Here is a 23,196-nt window from a genome sequence, read left to right as displayed (position 1 = left end):
ACCTCGTTGTCTGGGTGCGGCTCGTGGCGAGCGGGGGGAGGAGCAGAGGGAGGCAGGGGCGGGAAGACGGAAGGCTGGAGGAGGGAAGGCCGAAGGAGGGAAGGCCGAAGGAGGGAAGGCCGAAGGCCGCGTGGGACGCCGGGTGCGGCGGGGTCAGGAGGTGGGCAGCCAGATGCGCATGCCGCCGTCCTGGCGGTTGGCCCATGCGTAGTAGGGGATCGCCGTGAGCTCGAGGGGCTCGTCGGCCGGCTCAGCACCGGCACCGGCACCGGCACCGGATCCGGCATCGGCACCGGCGTCCGCGGTCCGGTACGGCCACCAGCCCGCGTCGGCGATGTGCCGGCGGCGCCCTGCGGCCAGGACGGTGACGACGCCGCCGAGCAGGTCGGGACGGTGCTTCACGGCCAGTGGACGGGTGGTGTCGAGCACCATGTCGTCCAGACCGCCCCCGGGGTGGTCGACGCCTTCCAGGCAGTAGACGAGCGGCCCGCGCTCGATGGCGACACAGCCGCGTACGGCGTCCACCCGCGGGTCCGCGGCGGTGAGGCGCGGCTCGATGCCGAGCTCGAGGACGACGCGGTCGCCGGGCGCCCAGGTGCGCTCCAGGCGCAGCCAGCCGTCGGTGACGGGCGCGTCCGTGGTGTCGTGGACGACGTCTTCGACGCTCACCCGGTAGTCGACGCACCACTGCGGGATGCGCAGGGAGAGGGTCCAGGGCCGGTCCTCGGGGCTCTCCTCGACGGTCAGGCCGATCGTCCCGTGCCAGGGGTAGTCGGTCTCGGCGCTCACGACGACCCCGGTCCCGTCGAGTTGCCCGGTGTAGCGCCCGGTGACGTACTGGTGGATCTGCAGGCCGCCGCTGTCGCTGGAGGCGAGGTAGTGCTCCAGTGCGGCCAGCAGCCGCATCACGTTGGGCGGGCAGCACGCGCACTTGAACCAGCGGGTGCGGCGGGCCGACTGGTCGCCGCCGGCGTCGGTGTGGCCGTCGCGGACCTGGAGCGGGTTGACGTACAGCCAGCGCTCGCCGTCGAGGGAGACGCCGGCCAGGAAGCCGTTGTAGAGCGTGCGCTCGACGAGGTCGGAGTAGCGGGCCTCACCGGTGAGCAGGGCCATCCGCCAGCTCCACTGGACGGAGGCGATGGCGGCGCAGGTCTCGCAGTAGGCGCGCTCGTTGGGCAGTTCGTACGGGTCGCCGAAGTCCTCCTCGTCGTGGTGGGCGCCGAGCCCGCCCGTGATGTGGGTCTTGGTGGTGGTCATCGCCTCCCACAACCGCTCGGCGGCGGTGCGCAGTCCGGCGTCCCCGGTCTCGACGGCCAGGTCGGTCGCGGCGGCCAGCAGGTACAACTGCCGTACGGCGTGCCCCTCGACGTTCGTCGCCTCGCGCAGCGGGACGCGGTCCTGGCAGTACACCTCGCCGCCCAGCAGGCCGTGGCCGAAGCGGTCGACGAAGTAGCCGGCGAGATCCAGGTAGCGGCGCTCGCCGGTCTCCCGGTAGAGCTCGACGAGGGCGGTCTCGACCTCGGGGTGCCCGTCGACGCCGTCGATGGGCTTGCCGCTGCCGGGCAGACCGAAGACCGAGTCGATGTGGTCGGCGAACTTCACGGCGACGTCGAGGAGTTCACTGCTTTGGGTGGCCCGGTGGTGAGCCACCGCCGCCTGGATCAGATGTCCGGCGCAGTACAGCTCGTGGCCCCACCGCAGGTCCCGGTAGCGCTCGCCGCCCTTGAGCAGCTGGAACCAGGTGTTGAGATAGCCGTCTTCCTGCTGGGCGTCGGCGACGAGGGAGACGATGCGGGCGACCTCGCCGGCGACCTCGCCGTCCGGGGTCCGGGCGAGCTGCCAGGCAGCCGCCTCAAGCCACTTGTAGACGTCCGAGTCCACGAACGGGTAAGCGCCCTGGAACTCCCCCTCGTCCGTGCCGGCCGCGAGTCGCAGGTTGCGCAGATTTCCCGCCGACTCCAGCAGGCCGGGGCCCTGGGGGATGGAGGTGCGCGCGTTCACCTCGCGGCGGGCGTCCCAGAAACCGCCGTGCACCGCGACGGTGGCGGGGGCGAGCGCGGCCGTGGCGTCCGCGCTGTGGCGGACCGGTCCGAGCAGGGTGTCTCCCTGTGCGGACGGGGCCGACGGCTGGGGGGAAGGCGCGGCGGAACGTGGGCGGGGCATGGCTCTCCGGAGCGTTGAGGGGAAGCGGGTTCGAGGGTCCGACGCGTGCGGGGGCGCGGCGCCTCGGGCTGTCGAGCGGACAGGCGGTGCCGATCTCTCGAACCCGTTTGAGCAAACGTTTTTCTGTCCGGAAAGGTAGAAAGGCGGGGAGCGTGAGTCAAGGGGTACGCGCAAGTATCTTCGGTGCAGGGGGCAGGACTGTTCAGCGGCTGTGAACGGTGTCAGGATGTACGTCACCGAGGACATCTAGGAAAAGGATTGCGCGTGACCGCCGTTCCAGGTTCTCCACCGAGCGGGCGGGCCAAGCTCGCCGATGTCGCCAAGCTGGCCGGCGTCAGTGTCGGGACAGCCTCGAAAGCACTGAACGGCAGCGGCAGGATGCGGCCCGAGACCCGGGAGCGGGTCCTCGCGGCCGTGGAGACGCTCGACTTCCGCCCCAACCAGCATGCCCAGAGCCTGCACACCGGCCGCAGCTGGACCGTCGGACTGATGACGACCGACGGCATCGGCCGCTTCAGCACTCCCGTGCTGCTCGGCGCCGAGGACGCGCTCGGCGCCGGCAAGATCTCCGTCCTGTTGTGCGACACCCGGGGCGACGCCATCCGCGAACAGCATCATCTGGGCAACCTCGTCGACCGGCGGGTGGACGGCATCATCGTGACCGGGCGGCGCACCGATCCCCGGCCGCCCCTGAAGGGCATCGACCCGATCCCGACGGTCTACGCGCTCTCTCCGTCCACGGACCCGGACGACATCTCCGTGGTCTCCGACGACCGGAGCGGGGCACAGCTGGCCGTCGAGCATCTGCTGGCGACCGGCCGCACCCGGATCGCGCACGTCACCGGCCCGGCCCACCACGCCGCCGCCCGCGACCGCGCCCACCACACCGTCGAGCTGCTCGAGCGCTCCTCACTGGAACTCGCCACCGGCCGGGTGCACTTCGGCGAGTGGAGCGAGGCGTGGGGCCGCCGCGCCGCCGAGGCGGTCCTGCGCACTGCGCCCGACACGGACGCCTTCTTCTGCGGCAACGACCAGATCGCCAGGGGAGTCGCCGACGCGCTGCGCGAGAACGGGCTGGACGTTCCCGGCAAGGTCGCGATCGTGGGCTACGACAACTGGGACGTCATGGCCCTGGCCTGCCGCCCGCCGCTCACCACGATCGACACGGACCTCGCCGAGATCGGCCGCCAGGCCGCCCTGCGGCTGCTGGACGCCATCGGCTCCGCACCGGAACCCGGCCTGCACACCGTGCCCTGCCGCCTCGTCGTCCGCGAATCGACCTGAGCCACCGGTGCCCGCCGCCTCCTGCCGCCCCGCTGCCTCTGCCGCCCCCGCCGCCCCTGTGATCCGGCAGGCCGCGGGGGCGACGGCCGGTACCGCCGCCGGTCCGGTGCGACCGGTTGAGCCGGGGGCAGGAGACGGCGTCCGCTCAGGAGCTCCCGGCGATCTCGCCCGTGACGTCCACGGCGATCTGGATGGCCCGTGCCGCGAGAGGGGAGTGCGTGCGGTGGGCCTGCCACAACAGGTAGATCTCGCGGGGCGGGAGGCCCGGCTCGAGCTCGTGGACGCACAGTGACACGTCGGAACCGAGGCCGGAGCCGACTCCGGCTCCGAGGCCGGAGCCGGAGTCTGCGCCGCGCGGCCCGGCACGACGGCTTCTTCCCGGTGAACCTCGAACACCCGGACCAGCTCGCCGATACCGTCGCCACCCTCGCCGGCCCGCGCGAGCCGAGGACGAGCCCCTACGACATCGCCGTCGCCCTGCCGCCGGGACCGACCCGGCACCCTACGCCGACGCGGGCGCCACCTGGTGGCTGGCGGAGTTCGAGCCGGAGACGGTGTCGCCGGACCCGGTGCGCCGCGTGCTCCGCGGCGGCCCGGCCGACACCGGCGGGCCCGGCACCGAGGGGCCCGGGGAGGAAGGGTGCAGGGGGGAGGGGCACGGAGACGAGGGGCACGAGGAGGCGGGGCACGGGGAGGAGCGGCACCGGGACGGGTAGCCCCGCCCTCGATGTCCTTCGCGCCACCGGCCAGTGAAAACAGGGCGGGACCAGCGGGTTCTTCCTCCGCGCGGCACGCGCCTTGCATGTGGTTGATCGGTGGAAATAGCCTCTCCTCAAGCCGGTGGGGGTTACCGGCCCGGGATGTGGTCCACAACATCATGGCCGGAGGCGCGAAATCGGCTGTCGTCCGTGGCCTGCCCGGGCAGGAGGCCCGAGTCCGGGCCCTCCACCGATTCCGGAGCAGTTCAGTGCATGATGTCGGCCTCCTGGCGCTGGCGCGGTCAGCGAGTTGCGCACCCCGCACGGCGTGGTCCCGGACTCACGCTGCCGCAGCGGACGGGAGACTCGCCGACGGGGGCCTGCGGCGCGACCACCGCGGGCTGAAGAACCGGCCGCCGGGTGAGGTTCGGGTGGTGCCGCACGCGGCGCCGACGGCGTGCGCGACAGGCGCGTGGGCGCGACGGACGGGAGATGCCCGGCCGTGACGCCCGCGCAGGTCCGCGAGTTCCAGGAGCCCTCGGGGCCACGAACTCCCCGGCGGGCCTGTACCGCGTCCGTACCGCCCCGGGAAAGCCACCATGCCTCCACGGATCTCCACCCCGTCGGTCCCCGCCGCACTGCGACCATCGCGATCACCGCTACCGGTACTGCGCCGGGAACGCCGCTGGCCCGGATCGGCGAGATACCGCGTCCCGCTCCTCGCCATCGCCGCCTTCCTCCCCCTGTACTGGGGGTGGGACGCCGTTCTCGCCACGGACGGCGGTGACCTCGCCGCGCAGTACGCGTGGGCGGGGTTCGTGGGCAGGCATCCGGCCACGCCGTACGGACTCTTCTGGTTCGGCGGTGTCCACACGGTCAACTACAGCGTCATATCACCGCACTTGATGGCTCTGTGCGGGGTCCGTTCCGTCTCCGTGCTGTCCGGGATCAGTGCCACCTGGGTGCTGGCCACGCTGCTGGAGCGCACCCTTCCGCGTGTGTCGATGTGGCCCGCGCTGGTCGGTGCGCTGGGCCTCTGGTACAACGTCGTGCTCGGCCGCACCACGTTCGCCCTCGGTCTGGCCTTCGCTCTCGCGGGCCTGCTCGCCGTGGCCGATCGCGCGCCCCGGCCCGCCCGGCTCGCCGCCGCCGCCTTCGGGGCGCTGTTCGCGACCTTGGGCAGCCCGGTGGCCGGGCTCTTCCTGCTGGTCGCGGGTGCCGGATATCTCATCGACCGGCAGCACGCCAAGTGTCTCGCGCTGACTCTGCCGCCCGTCGCCGTCGTCGGCGTGACGACCGTGCTCTTCCCCTTCGAGGGCGAGCAGCCCATGGCCGCGGGCCGGATGATCCTGCCCGTGCTGCTGTCCGCCGCCGTGGTGTGGGCGTCGCCGCGGGAGTGGCGGGTGGTGCGGGCAGGCAGCGCCGTGTACGCCGTCGGGGTCGTCCTGACCTGGATGGTCCCCTCACCGGTCGGGAACAACGTGGAGCGGCTCGCCCTGCTGTTCGCGCCCGCGGTGCTGCTCGCGGCCGCGCTGCACCGCCGTGCCGGGGCCGTCCGTCACGACGGGCGGCGAACCCGTATGCGGGCGATGGCTCTGGTGACCGCTCTGTCCGTCGCCTATCTCTGTGTGACGTCCCTGATGCATCTGCGCCGCCCGGACCCCGTTCCGGGCTGGGCCACGCACACCGACGGCGTGATCGCCGCGCTGGACCGGCTGGGCGCGGACCGCGGCCGGGTCGAGCTGCCGACGGACGACGACCACCGCGGGGCCACCCTCCTCGGCCCGCACTTCGAGCTGATGCGGGGCTGGAACCAGCAGCTGGACGTCGAACGGGGACGCCTCTTCTACGAGGGCGACTTCGACGGGCCGGAGTACTACGCCTGGCTGCGTCAATGGGCGGTGGGTTTCGTCGTCCTCCACGACGGCAAGCCCGATCGGTCCGCGGAGCGTGAGACGGCTCTGATCAAGGAGGGACAGCGCTGGCTGGAGCCCGTCTGGCAGGACCGCTACTGGAAGATCTACCGCGTCCGCGACACTCTGCCGCTGGTCTCCGCACCGGCCGAGCTGCTGCGCGCGGGAGAGGCGGATCTGACGCTGAGCATGCCGAGCGCCGGGACGAGCCTCGTGCGGATCGCGTATTCGCCGTGGTTGCGGGTCGAGGGAGCGTGCGTCAGCGCGGACGGCGCGTGGACCCGGGTGACCGTGCCCCGGGCGGGCGTGTACCGGCTGACGTCGGAGTACGCCGGAGAGTCCACCGACGAACGCGGCTGTCTGCCGCCGTCGGCCGGCTGAGGGCGCCTCCGTCTTCGCCGGGTGGGCATCCGGCGAAGACGGACGGCCGAGGCCGTCCGCGTCCACCGGCGGATCTCCGCGGCGGAGGTCCGGTCACCGCGCGCCGAGAGCCTTGCGGGCCGCCCCGGTCAGCCGTCGGCGGGCTCGTAGTCGAACCAGTCGAAGTGGACGGCGCCTGTCGCGGCGTACATGCCGATGACCCGGCCGGTGAACCCGCCGGCGACCTCGGTCGACAGATAGCGGCCGTCGAGGGTCGCGAGGTCGGTGACCGTGCCGTCAGGATGCTCGACGCCGAGGGAGACGACGTCGGGTCCCGTGCACGGTCCGTGCGGAGACGGCGGTTCGGTGACGGTGACGGCGAGGACCACCGGCCCGGCCGGCACTGACTCCTCGGCCACGACCGTGCGCAGGGATCCGACGCGAGCGACCACCCGCACCCCCGTGCCGGACGCCTCGATCGTGTAGTGGTGCCGTTCGTCGAGCCGGACGGCGAGGCCACCGCTTCCCTCCGCGGCGTCGACCAGTGTGCGCGCCCTGCAGTACGGGTGCTGCTGGCGCCGGCCGACGAACACCGCGTCGGGCTCGTCGAGGGAGTCGCCGCGCGCGCGGAGCGTCAGCCAGCCGGGGCGCTCCTCGGTGGTGCAGTGCTCGGCGGGCCGGTCGCGCAGGGAGACCCAGGACGGGCGCAGCTCGGCGAGCTCGAAGTCGTCCCGTTGTTCCTCGACGGGGCAGGGGGAGAGCGGCCACGGCAACTCGGGCAGGGCCAGCGTGACCTCGCCGACGACCGGCCAGTCGTCCACCCAGGTCACGGGGGCCAGGAAGGTCTCCCGGCCGAGCACGTGCCAGCCCGGTGTGCCGCCGCCAGGCCGGACGCCGAGCAGCACCATCCACCAGGAGCCGTCCGGACCCTGGACCAGGTCGGCGTGACCGGTGTTCTGGACGGGACGGTCGGTGCCCCGGTGAGTGAGGACCGGGTTGGCCGGGCACGGCTCGAACGGCCCGGCGGGCGTCCGGCCGCGGGCGATCGAGACACCGTGGCAGCGCTCGGTGCCGCCTTCGGCGATGAGCAGGTACCAGTAGTCCCCGATCCGGTACAGGTGCGGCGCCTCCGGGGCCTTGGCGCCGGGACCGCCGGACCAGAGCCGGTGGGGTGTCCCGTACGTCTGCCCGGTCGACGGGTCGATACGGACCTGCGAGACCCCGGCGACCGTGCACCAGCAGGTGCCGTCCTCGTCCCAGACCAGGTCGGGATCGATGCCGGGGACACCCGGCGCCCGGACGGGGTCCGACCACGGTCCGGCGGGGTCGGTGGCCGTGACGATCAGATTGCCGCCGCCCTCGCTGCAGTTGGTGACGATCAGCCAGAAGCGGCCGTCGTGATAGCGCAGGGTAGGGGCGTAGATCCCGCCGGAGGACGGCATGGAGGCGGGCAGGCGCAGTTGCTCCGGCCGGTCCAGGACGTTGCCGATCTGCGTCCAGTTCACCAGGTCACGGCTGTGGAATAGGGGCACCCCGGGGAAGTACTCGAAGCTGGAGCAGGCGAGGTAGTAGTCGTCGCCGACGCGGCAGACGCTGGGGTCGGGGTGGAAGCCGGGGATCACGGGGTTGGCGACGGGCCCGTCGGGCCGGCGTGGAGGGGGCACCTGAGAGGTCCTCTCGTCGGTATCTCGTCGTCGGTATGTCGTCGGGTTCTCGTCGGTGAGTGACGCAGGCGTGGGCCGGTCGGGGAAGCGGCTGTCGAAGCGCTTCACTCGACCGTAAGCTAACGGACGCGTTTCGCGCATATCAAGGGCGCCCACCCCAGAGATGCGCCGTCCCCTACTGGTCGATTGGCGTCACCAGATGAAGACCACCGCCGTCGAAGCGCTTCGACGACCAAACTCCAGGCCGACTCATCCCCTGAGATGGCACGGGGCAGGTCACGGATGTCGTTCCGACGACTCTGCGTCGGCTTGTGGTTAAGGGCTTAATCACCCAGCGTACCCAGCGTCGGTGGCCTGGACGGTCACCGGACGAGGAGTGATCGGACGCCCGGCGTCGCTGGTCGCGCCCGGCTCCCGGGAGGAACCGCGTTCTCACCCGGTACGGCCGGGGCCGCGGTGGGAACGCCGGGGCCCGGCCGGTAGAGCATCGACCGTGGTGGTGCCGCGATCGGCACCGGTACGGCACACGAACAAGAGGGGAAGCGGTGGAGGCGACGATTTCACGGGTGCGGCAAGGCACCGTACCTCCGGTCGTTGCGGCGCGATGGGCGCTGTGGACGTTCGTCATCATCAACTCGGTGATCGTCGAGGCCTTGTTCCTCACCTCCGGGACCGGCAAGAACGGCGTGCTCACCGTCGCCAAGTTCTTCGGGCTGCACGCCGCCGTGCTGATGCTCTTCCAGCTGTTGCTGGTGGCACGGCTGCCGTGGCTCGACCGCCGTATCGGCATGGACCGGCTGACGGTGTGGCACCGGTGGGTCGGCTTCACCCTGCTGTGGACCGTCCTCACCCACGCCGTGCTGGTGGTACTGGGCTATGCGAGGCTCAGCGACACGTCGATGACGAGGACGTTCTTCTCACTGGCCGGGGTGCCGGCCTCGCTGCTGGGAATGTGCGCCGCGGCGATCCTCGTCGTGGTCGCCGCGGTGTCCGCCCGGTATGTGAGGCGGCGGCTGCGGTACGAGACCTGGCACGGCCTGCACCTGCTGCTGTACCTGGCGTTGGGGCTCGCGTTCGTCCACCAGCTGCAGGAGACCACGACCTTCAGCTCGTCCCTGCCGGCGAAGATGTACTGGTGGGCCCTGTGGTTGTTCGCGTTCGGCGCCCTGGTCGCGGGCCGGATCGGCATGCCCCTGTGGCGCAACTCGTACCACCGGTTCCGGGTCGCGGAAGTGGTGGTGGAGTCGGACGACGTGGTGTCCGTGCATGTCACCGGCCGGCACCTCGACAAGCTGCCGGCCCGGGCCGGGCAGTTCTGCGTCTGGCGGTTCCCCGACCACCACCACTGGTGGCTGGCGAACCCGTTCTCGCTGTCGGCGGCGCCCGACGGCCGCACGTTGCGCCTGACGGCCAAGGCGGCCGGAACGGCCAGCGCCGGACTGCGGCATCTCCCGGTCGGCACCCGCGCGTTCGTCGAGGGCCCCTACGGCGCGTTCACGTCGTTGCACCGCGGACGCCCCGGCGCACTGCTGATCGCCGGAGGGGTGGGGATCACGCCGGTCCGAGCCCTGCTCGAGGAGGAGCAGCCGGGCGACGTCGTCGTGCTCTACCGGGTACGCAGCGAGGACGACGCCGTACTCGTCGACGAGGTGCGGGCCCTGGTCGCGGACCGCGGTGGGCAGCTGCACCTGCTCACCGGCCGCACGGGGGAGGGCAGCACGCCGTTCGCGCCGGAGAGCCTGCGGGCCATGGTTCCCGACGTCGGCGAACGCGACGTGTACGTCTGCGGCCCGCCCGCGATGACCGCGGCCGTGCTCAGCGCCCTGCGCGACCTGGGGGTTCCCCGGCGGCAGGTGCACGCCGAGCGGTTCGGCCTGGCCTGAGCCCTGCCCGAGGCGCTTCCACCCCTCGTGCAGGCGCCCCTAGGATGCCGTCGAAGACATCCGGCGTCTGAACACCCCACAGCCCGGCGGCCGAGCGGCCGCCGTCGCCCGGCGGGGCGAGTGACGAGTGCTTCACCACGCGCGGTCACAAGGCAGTTGGGGTGCCCATGGAGAGCTCACGGGTCTGGCGGCGTCCGACACTCGACGTCGTGGCCGCACGGGCCGGTGTGTCCACCGCCACGGTGTCGAACGCGCTCAACGGCACCGGGCGGCTCTCCGAGGCGACCAGGCAGCGCGTGCTGGCCACGGCACGCGAACTCGGTTACGCCCCGGCCAGCACGGCCCGTGCCCTGGCCCGCGGCAGCACCGGCGTGCTCGGCATGACCATGACCACGTACGGTGACCTGCCTGTTTCGTACACCGAGATCCCGTACTACGCCGCTCTGACACTGAGCGCCATGGCGGCGGCGCACGCGCGCGGCTATCTGCTCCTGACCATGCCGAGCACGATGTCACCGTGGATGTGGCTCAACACGCCGATGGACGGCGTCATCCACGTCGAACCGCGCGCCGACGACCCGGTGCTTGCCGTCCTGCGGGAGCGCGGCATACCGATGATCAGCGAAGGCCGCCCGCCGCAGCCGCATCCGTGCGACGCGTGGGTGGACTCCGACCACGAGTCGGGCCTGCGCCTCCTGCTCGACCACCTGGCGCAGTCCGGGGCCCGGCGGATCGGACTCTCCCTGCCCCTGCACGACGACGCGTACCCGCAACTGGTCGCGCACGCCTACCGGCGCTGGTGCGAGGAACAGCGCCTGCCCGCCCTCGTGGAGGAGTACGCCGTGCTGCCCGACTATTTCACGGCCGAACAGAGTGCCGTCGGCCGGCTGCTCGACCGCGATCCGCGACCGGACGCCGTCATCGGCGTGTACTCCGACTCCGGTCACAACATCCTCGCCGCCGCACGCCGGCACGGTCTTCGGGTGCCGCGGGATCTGCTGGTGGCGTGCGTCAGTGAGGATCCGGAATACGCGAGCACCACACCGCCCGTCACCACCCTCGGTCTGCGTCCGGACCGTGTGGGCACCGAAGCGGTCGACCTGCTGATCTCCGTCATCAACTCCCGCAGCCCTGTGAACCGGCGTCGGCTCGTGCAACCGGTGCTGGTGCCCCGCCGGTCCACCCGGCGCGCGGCGGGACGGTGAGCGGAGCTCCCTGACCGCGGTGAGGCCGGACAAGCAGTCACCCTTCCGGCCTCACGCGACGGGGGTCAAGGAACGTCCGCTTCCGCCGTCCGTCGTGGACCAGCGGCTCGCGTCCGTCAACTGCCCGCCGGGCACGCTGAGTCATACGGCGGGTTCACTGAGGGTCCACCGGCAGGACCGTTCAGTAGCCGTAGATCATCTTGTAGGCGACCTCGGGAAGGAACTGTCCGGCCGAGGAGCCGCTGCCGACGCCGCAGTTGCCGTCGGACTCACCCGGGGTCTTGATCCACAGGAGCATCTCGGCGCCTCCGCCCAGCCGGGTGGGGGTGCCGATGCGGCGGCCCGAGGGGGTGCACCACTGGCCGTTGGAGCCGTTGGAGCCGTTGGAGCCGTTGCCGTTGCCGTTGCGGCTGGTGTCCACCACGAACGGCTTGGTGTAGCCGTACCGGGAATCGAGTTCCCTGTGACGGCGTTGCCGTACGCGGTGTTCTCCGCCGTCGTCAGGTAGTTGGAGACGTTGAGTGAGAAGCCGTGGGTCTGGCGGAGGCCGGCTTCGTGAAGACGCGGGGCCATGGTCGCCGCGTCGGCCCAACCCGGGTTGCCGGAGTCGAGATAGACCCAGGTGTTGGGGGCCTGCCGGTTGAACTCGGCGAGCGCGCCGCTGAGCATGGCCCGGCGTTCGTCGATCTGGGCCTGGCTCATGCAGCCGTAGTCGCCGAGTGAGTCCGGTTCGAGGACGACGACGGCCGGGCGGCCTGCGATCCCGCCGGCGAACTGGGAGATCCAGGTCCGGTAGGCGGACGGCGAGGAGGCAGCGCCCGCGGAGTGCCCGCCGCAGTAGTCGCGGTGGTAGATGTTGTAGGCGACGAGGACGGGCAGCTTGTCCCGGGCGTCCGCGGCGCCGACGTACGTGCCGGTGGCGGTGCCGATGGTGCCGCTCCAGGAGCCGAACCAGCGGGCCGTCGGAGCGTTGGCGATGGAGGCGTTGACCGCGGGCGCCCGCCCGTCGCCGGGGTTGGCGGCGACCCACCGCTTGGCGCTGGAGTCGGGGTCCGCGTAGAACCCGCTGGTCATGGTCGTCGGGTCCGCCGCGTGGGCGGACGGCGCGGTGGCGAGAGCCAGCGGCAGCGAGGAGAGCGCTGTACCTCGGGTTTCCGTCGGGGGTGAGTCGGGGGACGGCGGTGAGTCGGGACGGCGGTGAGTCGGGAGGGCGGCGGTGAGTCGGGACGACGGTGAGTCGGGAGGACGGCGGTGAGTCGGGACGACGGTGAGTCGGGAGGGCGGCGGTGGGTCGGGAGGGCGGCGGTGGGTCGGCAGGGCGGCGGTGGGTCGGCAGGGCGGCGGTGGGTCGGCAGGGCGGTGAGTCGGCAGGGCGGCGAGCCGGGGGGCGCCGGTGAGTGGCGTGTGTGGGTTCCCGCCGGAAGCTTCCCCCGACTCACCGCCTGGGTCAGCAGGTTGAGTTGGTCTGGGTCAGGAGGCCGAGCCGCCACGGGAGGAGGTTGTACTCACCGCCCGCGTTGGGGTTCAGGCCCTGGTAGAGGTACTGGAGCCGGCACGCGGGGATGGTGAGCGTCTGGTCGTTGCCCGCGCGGATCATCTCGCCGTGGCTGATGTCACGGGTCCAGGCGCCCGAGGGGAAGCTGACGTTGTTGGCCCGGGCGAAGGGACTGCTCTCGGAAGCGGCGAGCTGCGTCCAGGAGCCGGCGAGACTCGTGGACGTCCAGGAACGGAACCAGCGCCGCCCGTCGGACCCGATCGCCTCGACGAGAAGCAGGTACTGGTTGCCGCCCTGGACCTTGTACACGTTGCTCGCTTCGAACAGCGCGTTCTTGGAGTCCCGCAGCGCGATGACGGTGTTGGTGAAACCGTTGGGGAACTGGCCGACGGTCGTCTGCGACCGGTAGAGGTGCCCGTTGTCGTCGGACGAGAACAGATAGCAGTTGGCGCTGTCGCAGATCACCCACATGTCGACCCAGTAACCGTTGCCGATGTTCTGCCGGATGATGTCCGGCATCGACGGGTAGAAGTTGCGGGGGGCGCTCCACCCGTTGGGATTGCTGATGTCGGGATTGGTGGAGTACGAGGCGTTGCCCGTCTGGTAGACGAGGTACCAAAGGCGTTGCGGCGCGTTGTAGAACACCTGCGGCGCGGCCCGGTACCCGGCGCCGATGGCGGTGCGGTCCAGGTAGTGGTGGGTGGCGGAGCCGGCCTGCGACCAGTCGGAGAAGTTGAGGTAGACCAGGTTGTAGCCGGAGGACCGCGCGGTGCTGGCGAACACGTGGTACTTGCCGTTGTGGTAGACGACCGTCGGGTCCTTGATCCCCGCGATGTTGTGGGTCGCGTCCGGCTTCGGCGCGATCAGCTGGCCGCTCGAGCTCCACGAGTAACGGCTGGGCAGGGCGGCGGCGCCGGGGGTGCTGCGCGGGGTGGCGCGCGTCGCGGCGGGTGTGCCGCCCAGCGTCGTGAGCACCGCGTTGTACGCCGGCTTCTTGTTGCCGTTGCGGTCGAACAGCAGCGGGTTCTCGCCGCTGCGCCAGGAGTCGCTGTCGCGTATGCCCCAGACGGTGATGCCGGTGCAGCGCGAGACGTTCAGGCAGGCCCTGATCGTGTTCGCGTAGGCGTTCGGTGACGCCTGCGCGATGTCCAGTTCGGTGATCTGGACGTCCACGCCGAGAGCGGCGAAGCTCGACAGCGTCGTCCGGAAGCTGCCGGGCGGCCCGCCGGCGCCGAAGTGGGCCTGAAGGCCGACGCAGTCGATGGGCACGCCGCGTGCCTTGAAGTCGCGCACCATGCGGTAGACGCCCTGGGTCTTGGCGGCGTTCCAGTCGTCGATGCTGTAGTCGTTGTAGCAGAGCTTGGCCGCCGGATCGGCTGTGCGGGCCGTGCGGAACGCCTGCTCCAGGAAGCCGGTGCCGAGCACGTCCCGGAACACCGAGCTGCGGAGCTGGCCGCTGCCGCCGTCGGCGAAGGCCTCGTTGACCACGTCCCAGGTGTGGATCCGGCCCTTGTAGTGGCCGGCCACCGTGTTGATGTGGTTGTTCATCACGCTGCGCAGGGTGTTCGCGTCCCTGATGGAACGGACCCAGCCGGGCAGTTGGGAGTGCCACACCAGGGTGTGACCGCGCATGCGCTGACCGTGGGACGTCGCCCGGTTGACGATCCGGTCGGCGGGGCCGAAGTTGAACGAGCCGCGGGACGGCTCGGTCGTGTCCCACTTCATCTCGTTCTCGGGTGTGACCGACGTGAACTCCCGGTCCAGGATGCGGGTGTACGCACCGTCGCCGAGCCGGCCCGCGGCAACGGCGGTTCCGAAGTACCGTCCGGACTGCGCCGCCTGGGCTCCCAGGGCGGAGGCCCGGACGGCGTCCGTCGCGCCGGCAGCGCGGCCGGTCGCGCCGGTCGCGCCGGTAGCGGCACCGGGTGTCGCCAGGACGGTCGCGGCCAGCAGGCCCAGGATCGAGGCTCGGCGACAGCCGATCCGTTTCAGCGGATTCATGGTTCTCCTCGCGGGGTGGGTGGGGGGTTGGGTGGTGCGATCGGTGGACCTGGTAACGCCTCCTTGCGTGACGCGTGCATGACATGTTCATCGATGGCGCACTCCCTCTCCGGTCCGGCCGAGGGTGGGGCGGCTGGAGATTCCGGGAGTCCCGCTCTGGAGTGCGTGGAGCAACAGTCGAGTGTTCGGGATGTTGAACATGAATCGACTTGGCGAGCATTCAGGATGATAGAGAGCCGGGGTTCTACGTCAATCCTTCTCGCATGAATCGTTTGAACCGTCGAAACATTCGGAACTGATCCATCCCATGATGCTGCAGGCTGAATGCCCGGATAGTACGTATGCGCCACTTTCCATGGACTCGAATGGCCGGATCGCTGTGTGGTTCACCGAACGGCTTGACGTGTCCGCAGGGCTCCCTGCTGGCCGTGAGGTCGCTCGTTTCCGAACGGCATACGGAACTTTCGTCAGGTGGCGGAAGCGGGCCCTCGAGCGGCCGGCCGACCAGTCGGCCGCGGCTTCGGAAGAAGGGGGTCCCGTCGTGGCGAGACGGTTACACGGCGCGCGCTCCGCCGAGGCGCGGTGCTGGTCGCCTGAGCCTGAGGGCATGGCGCGGCACGGCTCCGGCCCGCGGCCAGGACGAGAACACCCCGCGCACCCACCCGGCGCCACCGCACCGCAGAGCTTCTCCCCCTCAACCGCGCGGCCTGTGCCGACGACGACTGCGGGGGAGTGGCTCGCTTGCTGCCGTACGCGTGCGGGGGGTCAGCGGGGCGGGACGGGGAAAAGCATGCAACTGCTGGTGGCGTGGGCCAGCAACCGGTCCGCCGAGTCGCGCAGTTCGGCCTGGGCCAGGGCCGTGCGGCGGCCGCTGTTGAGCACGGTGCCGATGGCACGGACCTTGCCGGTGTCGACGGTGGTCGGGCGCAGGAACTTCAACGTCAGGTCGATCGAGGTGTATCCGGTGCCGCGGGGCAGTACGGACTGCACCGCACAGCCGGCCGCCGAGTCGAGGAGCGTGGCGTACACGCCGCCGTGGACGCTGCCGATCGGGTTGTAGTGCTCCTCGCCCGGTACGAGCGCGAAGACCACCCGGCCGTACTCGGCCTCCTCCAGGTCGAAGCCCAGGGTGGCGGCGACCGGCGGGGCGGGCAGACGCCCGGCCAGGATCTCGCGGAGGAAGTCGAGACCGCTGTGATCACCCACGGCTGCGGCGGAGATGGTGGGGTCTTCCCACGCGAACGTACGTGACCTGCGCATTCCCACTCCCCGGGCCAGCTGACTTCTCTCAGCGAAGCTAGCCGCACCGGGGTCTGGCTGTCAACGGCGAAGCCAGCCTAGGATGGGCGCATGAGGTGGCTGGAGACGAGCACGAAGAACTGCACGGTGCACCGGACGCTGGACCTCGTCGGCGAGAAGTGGTCGCTGCTGCTGCTTCGGGACGCCATGAACGGCGTCCGGCGTTTCGACGACTTCCGGCGTCATGTCGGGCTGTCCGAGGCCGTACTGGCAGACCGGCTGCGCAAGTTGGTGGCCGCCGGCATCCTGGAGACCCTCGCCTACCGCGAGCCGGGAAGTCGTACCCGGCACGAGTACCGGCTCACCCGCAAGGGCTGGGACCTGTGGCCCGCGATGATCGCCCTCAAGCAGTGGGGCGATCAGTACACGGCGGACCCCCAGGGCCCGCCCCTGGAGGTTCAGCATGCGGACGCGGACTGCGGCGAACCCCTGCGAGCGGTGGTCGTGTGCGCGCAAGGACACGGCCCGCTGATTCCGCCGGAAGCCCGTACCCACCCCGGCCCCTCGGCCCAGCTCCTCCCCTGACGCCTGACGCTCAGCCCGGCTCCACGAACCCCGACTCGTACGCCGTGATCACGGCCTGCGTCCGGTCCCGCGCCCCCAGCTTCGCCAGCAGAGCGCTGACATGCGACTTGACCGTCTCCGTGCCGACGACGAGCCGTGCCGCGATCTCCGCGTTCGACAACCCCCGGGTCATCAGCCGCAGCACATCCGCCTCCCGTTCGGTCAGCCGGGCCCGCTCCAAGGCGTCCCGGGCGGCCCGGTTGCCGCTCCCGCCGCCGTACGCGGCGGCCAGCCGCCGCACCGACGCGGGGAACAGCAGCGACTCGCCCGAGGCGACGAGCCGCACCGCGTGCACGATCTCCGCGGGCCGGGCCCGCTTCAGCAGGAAGCCGTCGGCACCGGCCCTCAGCGCCTCATAGACGTACTCGTCGTTCTCGAACGTCGTCACCACGACGATCTTCGGAGGACTGTCCACCGTCCGCAGCACCGCCCGCGTGGCCTCGATCCCGTCCATCAGCGGCATCCGCACATCCATGGCGACCACGTCGGGACGAAGCCGCCGCACCAGCGGGATGACCGCCGCCCCGTCCGCCGCCTCGCCGACGACCTCGATGTCGGCCTGTGCCTCCAGCACGGCGCGCAGGCCCATGCGCACCAGGGGTTCGTCGTCGACGAGGAGAACAGTGACCGGCATCCGGCCAGCGTAAGTCAACTCAGCGGCAGTTCCGCCCGGATCCGCCACTCGCCCGCGGCAGGTCCGGTAGAGGCGCGTCCGCCCAGCAGCGCCGCCCGCTCGCGCATGCCGCGCAGTCCGCTGCCTGACCCCGGGCCGCCGGGTGTGATCGCCGTCAGGGGATTGCGGACCTCCAGCCTGAGGAGTCCACCGCCGACGTCGACGCGGACGGCGACCGGGACGGCTCCCGCGTGCCGCAGCACATTGGTCAGGGCCTCCTGGAGGATGCGGTAGCCCTCACGGGACACCAGCCCCGGCACCGCCTCCACGGGGCCGGTCACCTTCGCGTCGATCTGCGCCCCGGACGCCCTCGCCGAGTCCAGCAGCCGGTGGGCCTCGCTCAGGGTGGGCCTGCCGCTCGCCGGACGCCGGGGCTCCCGCAGCACGCCCAACACCCGCTCCAGATCCGTCAGAGCCGACCGGCCGGTCTCCTCGATGGCCGCCAAGGCGTGGTCGGTGAACGAGGGATCGCCCGCGGTCCGGGCCGCGCCCGCCTGCACCACCGCCACCGTCAACGCGTGACCGATGGAGTCATGCAGCTCGCGGGCGATGCGGTTGCGCTCCAGCAGTTGCTCGGTGCGTTCCTCCAAAGCGGCCAGCCGCTCGGCGGCCGACGGCCCCAGCAGTCCGCGTGCCACCACCGTGGCCAGCTCGCCCAAGCCCACCACGACGCCGTACAGGGCGATCAGAGGCAGGGGGACGAGCAGGGCGAGCCACCAGCCGGTCGCCGTGCCGGAGAGCAGGGGCACCTCGGCCGACGAGCGGCCGCCCGCACGCATCACCAGGTCATAGACGAGAGTGGGCAACCAGACGCATGCGAACATCGCCGCGGCGCCCAGCGCCATCCGCGCTTCCAGCCACACCACCGTACGCAGCCGGTCGCGCCAGGTCGCCGACGGCGCCACCGAGAAACCCGGCTGCGCGTCGGCGGGCACAAGCAGCAGGCGGGCCTGCGCTCCCTCACCCGTGCGCACCGCCGGGATCAGCCCGAGCGGGACGAGGAACACCGCCGGCGCCCACGGCCGTGACGGATCGATGAACATCCAGAAGCTGACGAGGAACATCGGCACCCACAGGTGCAGAAGTCGCGTGTATGTCGTCCCCCGCAGCAGCGGGCGCAGGTAGCGGCCCATGGGGACATCGTGGCAGTCGGCAGAGACGACGGCCTCCCCCGCCTGGGGGAGATCCTCTCCCCGGAGAGGGGAGGCCCGACGCCCTTGGCCCGGCGAGAGTCGTGCCATGACCAGTATCGACGTCCACCGACTCACCAAGGAGTACGGCGTCCGGCGGGCCGTGGACCACCTCACCTTCAGCGTCCGGGCAGGCCGCGTCACGGGCTTCCTCGGACCCAACGGCGCAGGCAAGTCCACCACGCTGCGCCTTGTCCTCGGCCTCGACCGGCCCACCTCCGGCACGGCCACGATCGGCGGCCGGGCGTACACGGCCCTGGTGGAACCCCTGCGTCACGTCGGAGCGCTTCTCGATGCCGGGGCGGCGCACGGCGCTCGCACCGGACGGGACCATCTGCGTGTCCTCGCGGCGAGCAACCGCATCCCCGCCCGCCGTGTCGAGGCGGTGCTGGACGAGACCGGGCTCGCTGCGGCCGCGCGACGCCGCGTGAGGATGTACTCGCTGGGGATGCGCCAGCGACTCGGGATCGCCGCAGCCCTCCTCGGCGACCCCGAAGTGGTGCTGCTCGACGAGCCGTCCAACGGCCTCGACCCCGAAGGCATCGTCTGGATACGGGACTTGCTGCGCCGCTTGGCCGGGGAGGGCCGCACCGTGTTGGTCTCCAGCCACCTCATGAACGAGACGGCGTCCTTCGCCGACCATCTCGTCGTCCTCGGCAACGGCCGACTGCTGGCGGACACCCCCCTGCGGGACTTCATCGACGCGCGCGTGCAGCCACGGGTACGCCTGCGCACGACGACGCCCGACGCCCTGCGCGACGTCCTCGCCCGGCACGGTCACGATGCCCTGCGACACGCGGACGGGCACTGGACCGTGCACCACGCCCGTGTGGACGACATCGGCCCCCTGCTCTCCGGCGCGGGGGTGGCTCTGCTCGAACTGACCGCGGAGGACGGCACGCTGGAGGAGGCCTACCTCGATCTGACCGCCGCGCACACCGAGTTCGCGGCCCCGGCCCGGGAGGCATGACCATGGCGTTCACACCCGCTCTCCACGCCGAGTGGATCAAGATCCGTACGCTGCGGTCGCTGATCGGCGCGTTGTGCGCGACCGTGGCCGCCACGGTGGTCTTCTCGGCCCTCGCCGGACTCGACACCGACGGCGACGACGCCGACCCGCTCCGCTCCGTGTTCTTCGGCGTGACCTTCGGACAGATCGCCGCCATCGCCTTCGGGACCACGGCCGTGGCCGACGAGTTCCGCGACGGGGCACTGCGGATGTCACTGGCCGCAGTGCCGCACCGCGGCCGCTGGTTCGCCGCCAAGCTGACCGCGATCGCCCTGCCGGTCCTCGCCGTGGGCCTGGTCACCGGCCTCGTCACCCTCGCCGTGGGCAGCGCGATGTTGGGAGACAAGGCGAACGAGCTGAGCCGGGCGGCATGCCTGCGCGGTGTGCTCGGCTGCGCCGTCTACCTCACCCTCATGGCTCTGTTCGCCGCGGGCCTGACGGCCGTCCTGCGCAGCGGAACAGCGGCGCTCGCCCTTCTCCTGCCCTCCCTGCTGATCGTGTCCTTCGTCATCGGCGACCTGTCCGGCACCGTCGCCGACTTCCTGCCCGACCGGGCCGGCCAAGCGGTGTTGCACTCGGCGACGGACGGTGCGCCGGGTCCGTGGCAGGGACTCGGGGTGACCGCCCTGTGGACGGCGACGGCGGTCGCGGCCGGGGCTTGGCGGATACGGCGACGGGACGCCTGAGACGGGGCGCCGTTGCGAGGACGCGGCAGACAGTGCGGCAGAAGGCGCAGGTCGGCGACGTGGAGGACGGCGAAGACGGGGACCACGAAGTCAGAGCGTTCCCGTCGTCCCCGTCGTTCCCGTTGTCCACGGCCACGTGGCGTCCCGGCCGGCTTCGATGAGGGGGATCAGGCGGAACGCGGCGTCGCTCAGGCCGCCGAAGGTGTGGTGGTGCGGGCCGGCCGGGGCGTGGGCCGGGGCGTAGCCGGCCAGGTTCCAGGTGTAGACGGGGATATGGAAAGGGATCCGCTGCAACGGGTTGGACCACCAAGTCACCCCGGTCTGTTCGTCGGTCACCAGGATCACCCGGTCGTGCCGGTCGTAGTGCTGTTTGAGCGCAGCGGCCGTGTTGGTGCCGCCGAGGTTGTGGAAGCGGTCCAGGACGCGCAGCACGGGCTCACCCGGGGTGAGTTCGACGCGACGGCTGTCGGTCCCGAACTCCACCAGGTCCGCCCGCTCGGCGCGCAGTGCGATCGCCGTGCCGAAGATCGCCGCCGTATCGGCCCGGTTGAGGTGGGTGTGCTCGCTGGGCCGGTCGAACATCGAGCCCGACCGGTCCACCAGGACCAGTGTGCGGCCGGACAGTTCGGGGACGTTGGCGAGGGAGTGCCCGAGGGCCGCCTCCAGAGCCGCCTCCCAACGGCGCGAGGGCGCGTTGCGGTGGGCGGCCAGGTAGCGGAACGGGAACTGGCGTGAGCGGCGCACCTCGTCCGGGCTGGAGATCCGTGCGGACACCTCGGCGGAGACCTCGTCGCTCACGCCGGCCAGGTCGAGATTGCGCAGGTTGCGTACGAGGGCCATGGCCCCCATCGAGGGAACCAGGGCCTCCCACACCGCCGCGTCGAGCGGCCGCTGCAGCCAGCCCGCGACCGACTCCCAGGTCATCCCGGCCGACTTCAGCCGCTCGGCGCCGCCCCGCGCGGTCACCAGGGCGTACCGCTCCTCGACCGGTACGGCCATCAGCTCGCGGTGTGCGGCGAGCAGCGTCTCGCCGGGCGGGGGCAGGGCACGGTCGGGGTGATGGCGGCGGTCGATCGCATACCTGAACAGGTCGCCCTGCCAGGGACGCCGGGGGTCGGGAAAGGGGTGGGTGAGTTCGATGACGTCACTGAAGCGGTAGGCGTGCGAGGCGGTGTCGTACTTGAGGAGCGCGCGCCCGGTGTAGAGACGGCGTACGGCGTCGGCGATCCCGCGCTTGAGCGGCTGCGGGAGTCTCCGCCCGTGCCGGGAGATCCAGTACGCGAGCAACTCGCCCGGCTCGTCGGCTCGTTGGAGTACGACGGCGACGGCCTGCCGTGAGAAGCCGACGGCTCCCGCGTCCAGCCTGGCCCGCACGAACTCGGCCGCGCCCACGAGGGAGGCGGTGCGCATGTGGGCCTCGGTGCGCAGCCAGCCCAGCAGGCCGAGGGTCCACTCGGGGTCGCTGACGGCGAGTGTGCGCACCAGCTGCTCGTAGCGCTGGTCGCGAGCGACGGCGTCCTCGTAGAAGCTGTGGTGGCCGACCATGTCGGCCATGGCCAGCAGGAAGAGTTCCGCCTTCGGGGTGCGGGCGTAACCGGAGCCGCCCCGGTGGTTGGTGATGCGGGTGTGAGGCCGGAGGGCGGGCGGGTGCCGCAGGGTGCGTGTGGTGGCGGACGGCGGGAGCGGCCACCGGCCGTGGGTGGAGAGCGACGACGTCGCTCCGCCTGCGGTCAGGCCCGGTATTTCCGCCTGGATCTCTCTCCTGGCTTCGGACTTGGCCCGCTGACGGTTGAAATGGGGCATGCAGAAGGTCCCTTGGGAGACGTTCCGGAAAGAAGGAGAGACGCCTTCCGAGATCAGTAGTGGCACCGGGGTGGTGTTGCGCGTCAGATATGAAGTAACCGGGGCACAGCGCATCGGAAGGCGTCGAACAAGCACGCTAGTCGGTGCGGCGGGCGGGCGCACGCGAATTAACGCCCCCCGACCCGACCGGAAGGCGCAGCCGACCCGGCCGGACCGCCGCGTGCGGTGCCGGGGCGCAGAATCGTGCCGGCCTCCGACCCCCGAACGGTCGTGGGGGTGACCGAGGGTGTTTGTCGGAGAATTCCGGATGGGAGCCAAAGCGGACCGCTGCGGGGAAGACTGGCGATCGTCGGGGACGTCACCTACATCCCCACGGCCGAGGGCCGGCTCTACCTCGCCTCGTGGCTGGACCTGGCCACGCGCGAGGTCATCGGGTACTCGATGGCCGACCACCATCGCGCTGAACTCGTCGTCGACGCCCTCGACATGGCTGCCGCACCGGGCCGCCTGGAACCCGGCTGCGTGATCCACAGCGACCGCGGATCGGTATACACCTCCGGACAACTCCGCGACAGAATCAACAAGTTGGGATACCGGCAGAGCATGGGCCGGACCGGGAGCTGCTTCGACAACGCCGCCGCAAAGAGCCTCTGGGCCGTACTCAAAGAGGAGATCGGCACCCGCTTCTGGCCCGACCGCGCCACCGCCCGCGCCGACATCTTCGACTTCGTCGAGACCTTCTACAACAGACGCCGCCTGCGCAAGCACATCCACTGGGGTTACCTCACGCCCCACGAAACACGCCTGCGCTACTGGCAAGACCAAGCCCTCGCGGCGCAACAACAACGTGCCCGAGATCACGGGGAAACTTCAACATGCCCGACCTGAGCACCTGGCCCAAGGGTATGCGGCTGATCGTCCGCAAGGAACGCCCGCACCCTGGTGCCCAGTTGCGCTTCACCGACCTCGACGGACTGCGGCTGACCTGCTTCGCGACCAACACCAAAGGCGGCCAGCTCGCCGACCTCGAACTGCGTCACCGACGGCGGGCCCGCTGCGAGGACCGTATCCGAAACGCCCGCGACACCGGTCTGCGCAACCTGCCACTGCACGACACAGCCCAGAACCGGATCTGGCTGGAGATCGTCTCCCTCATGCTCGACCTCCTCGCCTGGATGCCGATGCTCGCCCTGACCGGCAAGACCCGCCGCTGGGAACCCAAGAAGCTCCGGGCTGACCAGCCGCTTCGACCGTCCCAACAACCCGCTCCATCACACCGGTGAAGTGGAACCCGGCGCCCACCCGA

At 71.3% G+C, this 23,196-nt stretch carries 16 protein-coding genes and 2 pseudogenes; 9 read left to right on the top strand and 9 right to left on the bottom strand.

Features of this window, described 5'->3' with window-relative positions; translation table 11 throughout:
• Positions 1-153: 153 nt before the first annotated feature.
• Positions 154-2,163 (bottom strand): glycoside hydrolase family 127 protein, encoded by a 2,010-nt coding sequence (locus QA802_RS05505; protein WP_334518525.1) that lies wholly within the window; start codon positions 2,161-2,163, stop codon positions 154-156.
• A gap of 264 nt (positions 2,164-2,427) precedes the next feature.
• On the opposite strand from QA802_RS05505, the gene QA802_RS05500 reads away from it, so the two are divergent.
• Positions 2,428-3,447 carry a LacI family DNA-binding transcriptional regulator gene (locus QA802_RS05500; RefSeq protein ID WP_334518523.1) on the top strand — a complete coding sequence of 340 codons (1,020 nt, stop codon included), beginning with the start codon at positions 2,428-2,430 and terminating at the stop codon, positions 3,445-3,447.
• A gap of 145 nt (positions 3,448-3,592) precedes the next feature.
• On the opposite strand, the gene QA802_RS05495 is transcribed toward QA802_RS05500, so the two are convergent.
• A complete protein-coding gene (locus QA802_RS05495) occupies positions 3,593-3,742 on the bottom strand; it encodes a hypothetical protein (RefSeq protein WP_334518521.1) in 150 nt (49 codons plus the stop codon).
• A gap of 1,002 nt (positions 3,743-4,744) precedes the next feature.
• Here QA802_RS05495 and QA802_RS05490 point away from each other — a divergent pair.
• Positions 4,745-6,439: a DUF8823 domain-containing protein gene (locus QA802_RS05490; protein WP_334518519.1), complete on the top strand. Its 1,695-nt coding sequence runs from the start codon at positions 4,745-4,747 to the stop codon at positions 6,437-6,439.
• A 128-nt stretch (positions 6,440-6,567) separates the two neighbouring features.
• Here QA802_RS05490 and QA802_RS05485 read toward each other — a convergent pair whose 3' ends face one another.
• On the bottom strand, positions 6,568-8,082 hold the full coding sequence (locus QA802_RS05485; RefSeq protein ID WP_334518517.1) for a glycoside hydrolase family 43 protein: 1,515 nt from the start codon (positions 8,080-8,082) through the stop codon (positions 6,568-6,570).
• A 566-nt stretch (positions 8,083-8,648) separates the two neighbouring features.
• Between QA802_RS05485 and QA802_RS05480 the strand changes: the two genes are divergently transcribed.
• A complete protein-coding gene (locus tag QA802_RS05480) occupies positions 8,649-9,965 on the top strand; it encodes a ferredoxin reductase family protein (RefSeq protein WP_334518515.1) in 1,317 nt (438 codons plus the stop codon).
• Positions 9,966-10,174: 209 nt separating this feature from the next.
• Positions 10,175-11,170, top strand: coding sequence for a LacI family DNA-binding transcriptional regulator (locus QA802_RS05475; protein WP_334518513.1), 996 nt, complete (start codon positions 10,175-10,177; stop codon positions 11,168-11,170).
• 181 nt (positions 11,171-11,351) lie between these two features.
• On the opposite strand, the pseudogene QA802_RS05470 reads toward QA802_RS05475, so the two are convergent.
• The 3 genes and pseudogenes from QA802_RS05470 to QA802_RS05460 all read right to left on the bottom strand — a co-directional run bounded on the left by QA802_RS05470 (position 11,352) and on the right by QA802_RS05460 (position 15,926).
• Positions 11,352-12,298, bottom strand: a pseudogene (locus QA802_RS05470) (glycoside hydrolase family 6 protein).
• A 319-nt stretch (positions 12,299-12,617) separates the two neighbouring features.
• A complete protein-coding gene (locus QA802_RS05465; RefSeq protein ID WP_334518511.1) occupies positions 12,618-14,666 on the bottom strand; it encodes a glycoside hydrolase in 2,049 nt (682 codons plus the stop codon).
• A 765-nt stretch (positions 14,667-15,431) separates the two neighbouring features.
• Positions 15,432-15,926, bottom strand: a complete 495-nt coding sequence (locus QA802_RS05460) for a PaaI family thioesterase (protein WP_334518510.1) — start codon at positions 15,924-15,926, stop codon at positions 15,432-15,434.
• A 90-nt stretch (positions 15,927-16,016) separates the two neighbouring features.
• Between QA802_RS05460 and QA802_RS05455 the strand changes: the two genes are divergently transcribed.
• Entirely contained in the window at positions 16,017-16,490 is a 474-nt protein-coding gene (locus tag QA802_RS05455; protein WP_334518509.1) for a winged helix-turn-helix transcriptional regulator, read from the top strand.
• 10 nt (positions 16,491-16,500) lie between these two features.
• On the opposite strand, the gene QA802_RS05450 is transcribed toward QA802_RS05455, so the two are convergent.
• Both QA802_RS05450 and QA802_RS05445 read right to left on the bottom strand, forming a co-directional pair.
• Complete coding sequence (locus tag QA802_RS05450) at positions 16,501-17,163, bottom strand: response regulator (protein WP_334518508.1); 663 nt, start codon at positions 17,161-17,163, stop codon at positions 16,501-16,503.
• Between the two features lie 14 nt (positions 17,164-17,177).
• Positions 17,178-18,335, bottom strand: coding sequence for a sensor histidine kinase (locus QA802_RS05445; RefSeq protein WP_334518507.1), 1,158 nt, complete (start codon positions 18,333-18,335; stop codon positions 17,178-17,180).
• A 106-nt stretch (positions 18,336-18,441) separates the two neighbouring features.
• Here QA802_RS05445 and QA802_RS05440 point away from each other — a divergent pair, with 106 nt between their 5' ends.
• Positions 18,442-19,362 (top strand): ATP-binding cassette domain-containing protein, encoded by a 921-nt coding sequence (locus QA802_RS05440; protein WP_334518505.1) that lies wholly within the window; start codon positions 18,442-18,444, stop codon positions 19,360-19,362.
• A 2-nt stretch (positions 19,363-19,364) separates the two neighbouring features.
• The gene (locus QA802_RS05435) at positions 19,365-20,087 is read left to right on the top strand and encodes an ABC-2 transporter permease family protein (RefSeq protein ID WP_334518503.1); all 723 of its coding nucleotides are present in this window, start codon (positions 19,365-19,367) and stop codon (positions 20,085-20,087) included.
• A 90-nt stretch (positions 20,088-20,177) separates the two neighbouring features.
• Here QA802_RS05435 and QA802_RS05430 read toward each other — a convergent pair whose 3' ends face one another.
• Positions 20,178-21,890 carry a TROVE domain-containing protein gene (locus QA802_RS05430; RefSeq protein ID WP_334518501.1) on the bottom strand — a complete coding sequence of 571 codons (1,713 nt, stop codon included), beginning with the start codon at positions 21,888-21,890 and terminating at the stop codon, positions 20,178-20,180.
• Between the two features lie 225 nt (positions 21,891-22,115).
• Here QA802_RS05430 and QA802_RS41450 point away from each other — a divergent pair, with 225 nt between their 5' ends.
• Entirely contained in the window at positions 22,116-22,778 is a 663-nt protein-coding gene (locus QA802_RS41450) for a DDE-type integrase/transposase/recombinase (RefSeq protein ID WP_443042073.1), read from the top strand.
• Positions 22,772-23,122: pseudogene (locus tag QA802_RS05420) on the top strand (transposase); the annotation flags it as partial. The gene QA802_RS41450 and the pseudogene QA802_RS05420, both read left to right, overlap by 7 nt.
• Between the last annotated feature and the right edge of the window lie 74 nt (positions 23,123-23,196).

This window comes from Streptomyces sp. B21-105 (genome assembly GCF_036898465.1).
In the GTDB taxonomy this organism is placed as follows: Bacteria; Actinomycetota; Actinomycetes; order Streptomycetales; family Streptomycetaceae; genus Streptomyces.
The sequence above is the reverse complement of the archived record's forward strand: the minus strand, read 5'-3'. Positions and strand labels throughout refer to the sequence as shown.